We start from the raw sequence: 4,622 nt of genomic DNA on the forward strand, positions 1-4,622 counted from the left end.
GGTAAATGCCCATTGCGAACAACCGCGGGTTTGCCATCCACTTGAAGCGTTTCGTATTGTGCCAACAACTCGGCCACTTCAGCTTCAATGGCTTTCGCGAGGAGTGCTTGTGCCCCTTGTTTTAAAACGTCATTCAGTGGATCTATTTCTGGTGATTTCAGTGGTGATACTTTATGATTTGCCATGTGGTGTTTCTCTTTGTTGACTATTGATTTGTCAGATCAATCAACAGATTAGCACCACATTCTTTTTCTCACCTCATACACCAGAAATCATCATAGCTCGTTTCAAACGGGGTTTTTCCGCAACACATTTTTCCCTGATGTTTTCGATGATTATTGTAATAATCAAGTCACTCATCCAGATCTGCTTGCAATTCTTCGAGGGTTTCATACAGCTTCTTGCGAAACGTAATTTGATAGAGCTCGTTCAAGATTGTTTTATGGAAACGTTCACATATCCCGTTGGTTTGCGGTGACATCGCCTTTGTTTTTGTATGGTCGATATCCGTCAATGCCAAATAAAGCTGATAATCGTGCTTTTCCACTTTACCGCAATACTCAGTCCCTCTATCTGTGAGGATACGCAACATCAGGAGCTCGTGCTGTTCGAAGTAAGGCAAGACTCTATCATTCAGCAAATCTGCCGCTGTGATCGGCGTCTTCGTTGTGTAAAGCTTCGCGAAGGCGACCTTGCTGTAGGTATCAATGAACGTCTGCTGGTATATCCTGCCGACACCTTTGAGATTACCCACGTAAAATGTATCTTGGGAACCGAGATAACCAGGATGAGCAGTCTCAATTTCACCACAAGCCTCGTCATCATTCTTTTTCTTCTCAAGTGCTGCAATTTGAGACTCTGTCAGCAATATTCCTTCTTTCGCTACTTTATCTTCGAGTGCTTTTAAACGCTTTTTGAAGTTCTCCAGATGATGACGTAACCAAATCGAGCGAACACCACTTCCAGAAACAAAAACGCCTTGTTTGCGTAATTCATTACTGGTTCGGTGTTGACCGTATGCTGGGAATTCAATCGCGTACTTTAAAACAGCTTGTTCAGTGGCCTCATCAACTCGGTTCTTTAAATTGGGCGTTCGTCTGCTCTTTACAATGAGGGCATCAACGCCACCTTGCTCGGCAAGCTCCTGATAACGATAAAATGTATCTCTGGATACACCCATGACTTTGCAGGCTTTCGAAACATTTCCAAATTCTTCAGCCAGATAGAGTAAACCTGCTTTGTGTTTGATGATTGGATTGTTAGTATGGAACATGAGAGTTACCTCTTTGTTTGTTTTGATTGAAAGATTTGACACCTTGATCAAAACGGGTAACTCTCAACTTTTCAAGAAGATGTGTCAGATCTTGTCTGAACTAATACAAGTAAAAACTGAGTTTCGTGCAAGTAGACTCCCTTTATCTATGTAAGCCTTGTATTTCAGGGTCTACAGAGGAACTTTGGGCTTTTCGTTGTAATGGGCGAGAATCCCCTTTTTGGGGCTAATTCTGGGTGTTGACTCAATGCACCAACACCCAGTATTTATATGAAGGGCTAGGTAAGATCAAAACAAACTATTTTCGTTCAGATTTCTTCAATATTCCATTTCAACTCAGTGGAAGGAGATTGTGTATCCCGACTAATCTTCCACTTTGCCTCTACAGCTTCCCCTCCTCCTTGCTGCACTGTCACACCGTCAATGGTGACATCTGCAGGTGACTTTTTGATACTCAATACAGCATAGATGTCTGAATTTGGATGAACTTCAATTTCATCACCCTGCAATCTTTGACCATTTGCATCAAAAACTTCACTGGTGTATTCGATATTGAAACCCGATTGAGGAAATGTCGTTTCCGGCTGCGATTTAGATTTGAAGACAAACATTTGCTGAGCAACCGTCTTTCCTTGGATCAGCTTGCCAACAAAGTCTCCACTACTTGTTTTTTGGGAAGGTTTCGCAACACTGGAAATATTGACACTATGCTTGTCTGATGGCGCACGGCGTCGGTTCCAGTCGCTATGTTTTGTTTTCCCTTTTATTGCTCTCCCTTCATGAACATTTTCAACCTTTTCTTTTGTTGCGCCCTGAGATGGTATAAATAACCCTTTATCCATCTCAGGGAGATTAAAGGTTCGTCGATTACTCACTTCAAGCTCCAAATTCCCAAAAGAGTCCTTTTTTGAGCCGACTTTAGTCACTTGAATTGATGCATTTTGTAAAACATCTTTGGGAGTTGTTGACTCAGCTGGGCTGACATTCAGGTTTATGTTTGAAGCTGTATTTTTCAAATCTTGATTGACCGCATTATGTGCTAATGAGCCAGTTTGTGTTTCAGAAGACTTCATTGCTCCTGGTTTTTGCTCGGTAGGGGAATTGTGACTTACCTGAGTCACATGACTATTTGAGTCCACTCTCATGCTAATATACCTCCTGATGTTGGGAACTTCGGTCTATCATCTGGTAGCGTCTGTGCATCGTACTCTTGTCTAAGTAGATAGCTTTTTGAGATAAAGTGACTCACCAAATTTGTCAAGCCAACTTGATCAAGATCATTCAGCTCTCTTGAGTGAGAGAGAACGAGCTGATTTTCAATTAAACTTATCCAACACCCATCCATTTTTTCTGCATCTGCATTATCGATTAATGCACGTTCCAACATTAAGTTGTAATCGCGCCCATTCATCATATGAAATGGACTTAATAAAGTTAGTTGATTGTTTTTACTTGTATAGTACAAGCTTAACTCAACATCTAAGTCACTTTGTACCAAATTGCAGACACCATCATTCAATGAAAGGTCTGGATGATTCTCTTTGAGCCATTCTTGAATTAAATTTTCCATACGCACCTATTCGTTAACGATAAATTGTGAATGGTTATTTATGAAAACCGGGCCACTAACGATTTTCTTACTGATGGGACATTTTTTAATACTACTTTAGTAGTAACAAAGTTATCAGAATTGTTTTATTGAATGATACTTAAGAATGGTTAATGATAACATTACAGGTACAAAAAATAGTCATGTTTTTGTAGATGGGGATTCGTGCACATTTCCCCGAAAAGTTCATTTAGGCTAGACCTCTGTGATATGCCTTAATACCTATTTGCGCCCTTATTAGGTACATTAAGGCTCTGTTTTTGATTTAGCTATCACAGGCTTTAGGCTCAAATGGTAGGAGCTTCAGGCATGTTGATTCGTTTGTTACCGGAATCAGTCTGATTTATATACGAATGAAATTTTCGAGGGAATCAATTTATGGTCTTCCATATGACTTTAGCTTCGTTTCTTTTAGTTACAGTAAGCAATCAAGTCTTGCAACTTCGTCGATGATGTTCATCAATACAACTTCTTTTTTGAATGAACCAATTCATGCTCTAGTATGAAAGTAGGATAATGTGTGGAGCACATTCTAAAGCTATGAAAATACAGATTCTCATCCTCTGGCTGCTTCTCTGTACCCATACACTCTGTGCAAAAGAAGCCAAGCTAAGAATTTTGACTAGTGAAGATCCACCACTGAGTTACATCAACGCGCAAGGGCAGCCTGATGGATTGACCGTTGCATTTGTTCAAGCAGTGTTAAATCGATTGCAGTTGCGAACACCAATAGAAGTGATCCCTTGGGCAAGGGCTTACCATGCACTGCAAACAGAAAACAATATTGTTGCTTTTCCTGTTGCTAGAACGGAATCAAGAGAGAATAAGTTTCATTGGATCAGTATACTAAATCGAAATTTATGGGTTTTTTATACCAAGAAAGGAAAACGCCTGACGGTAAAAAACCTAGACGATTTAAAACATGTCGGAGGGATTGGTGTTGTCAGAGATGACGCGAGAGACGCCTTTTTAAGACGTCACGGTTTTACCAATATCTTTACAGCCGCTGATCTCGATACGCTTCATCATATGCTGCACAAAAATAGAATTGATTTAACCTTTTTTTCCTATACTGGATTGATTCCACTGAGTAAGAAAATCGGAATTTCTCCTGATGAATATACACCTGCATTCCAAGTCAACCCACCAGGTGCATACATCACGATATCAAAAGAAACCCCACTTTCAGTCGTTCAACAATGGAAAAATGCCAGCCAAAAAATCAAAAGTGATGGGACTTTCAACACCATTGCAGACGAATGGGTCATCCGTTTGAAAGAGCAACACGGACTCGAGTCTCATGTTGCTGATGGTGCGCTCAATTTATGGCCTAAAACCTCAAAGCAACCATAATAGTTGCTCTGAGCAGACATTTGATTTATTTACGTGTTACTTAAAATATCAGTTAGTGGTTTTTGCCAAGAGTATTGAGTTGGTATTTCACGGTAGGTTGTTTGAATAACCTCGCAAAGGAAATCACCGATTTCCTTTGCTTGATCCGTACTTTGCTTTTGAGCTTCTTGTCTTACAAATTGTTGCGCAACAGTTGCGCTCTCACCATCCGCAAGGTGAAGGACCATGCCGATGAGAGCTATGATGATTTCTGGTGTATGAGGTGAGAAAAAGAATGTGGTGCTAATCTGTTGATTGATCTGACAAATCAATAGTCAACAAAGAGAAACACCACATGGCAAATCATAAAGTATCACCACTGAAATCACCAGAAATAGATCCACTGAA

4 protein-coding genes and 2 pseudogenes are annotated in these 4,622 nt (G+C 40.3%); 1 reads left to right on the forward strand and 5 read right to left on the reverse strand.

Features of this window, described 5'->3' with window-relative positions:
- From C505_RS0120845 to C505_RS0120860, 4 genes and pseudogenes are all read right to left on the reverse strand, one after another.
- Positions 1-185, reverse strand: a pseudogene (locus C505_RS0120845) (IS256 family transposase); the annotation flags it as partial.
- A gap of 68 nt (positions 186-253) precedes the next feature.
- A pseudogene (locus tag C505_RS23280) lies at positions 254-1,273 on the reverse strand (IS481 family transposase).
- A 308-nt stretch (positions 1,274-1,581) separates the two neighbouring features.
- Positions 1,582-2,418 carry a hypothetical protein gene (locus tag C505_RS0120855; RefSeq protein WP_018694572.1) on the reverse strand — a complete coding sequence of 279 codons (837 nt, stop codon included), beginning with the start codon at positions 2,416-2,418 and terminating at the stop codon, positions 1,582-1,584.
- Positions 2,415-2,843 (reverse strand): CesT family type III secretion system chaperone, encoded by a 429-nt coding sequence (locus C505_RS0120860; protein WP_018694573.1) that lies wholly within the window; start codon positions 2,841-2,843, stop codon positions 2,415-2,417. The genes C505_RS0120855 and C505_RS0120860 overlap by 4 nt, the downstream gene beginning before the upstream one ends.
- A gap of 579 nt (positions 2,844-3,422) precedes the next feature.
- On the opposite strand from C505_RS0120860, the gene C505_RS0120865 reads away from it, so the two are divergent.
- Complete coding sequence (locus C505_RS0120865; protein WP_169337082.1) at positions 3,423-4,235, forward strand: substrate-binding periplasmic protein; 813 nt, start codon at positions 3,423-3,425, stop codon at positions 4,233-4,235.
- Between the two features lie 29 nt (positions 4,236-4,264).
- Here the strand turns inward: C505_RS0120865 and C505_RS0120870 are convergent, their stop codons facing one another.
- Positions 4,265-4,546 (reverse strand): hypothetical protein, encoded by a 282-nt coding sequence (locus tag C505_RS0120870; protein WP_157369274.1) that lies wholly within the window; start codon positions 4,544-4,546, stop codon positions 4,265-4,267.
- Between the last annotated feature and the right edge of the window lie 76 nt (positions 4,547-4,622).

The sequence above is a fragment of the Algicola sagamiensis DSM 14643 genome, from assembly GCF_000374485.1.
GTDB classification, from domain to species: Bacteria; Pseudomonadota; Gammaproteobacteria; order Enterobacterales; family Alteromonadaceae; genus Algicola; species Algicola sagamiensis.

Excerpts from the sequence above, each read along its gene's own strand:
- C505_RS0120855 (WP_018694572.1), bottom strand. The coding sequence starts at position 2,418 with ATGAGAGTGGACTCAAATAGTCATGTGACTCAGGTAAGTCACAATTCC.
- C505_RS0120860 (WP_018694573.1), bottom strand. The coding sequence starts at position 2,843 with ATGGAAAATTTAATTCAAGAATGGCTCAAAGAGAATCATCCAGACCTT.
- C505_RS0120865 (WP_169337082.1), top strand. The coding sequence starts at position 3,423 with ATGAAAATACAGATTCTCATCCTCTGGCTGCTTCTCTGTACCCATACA.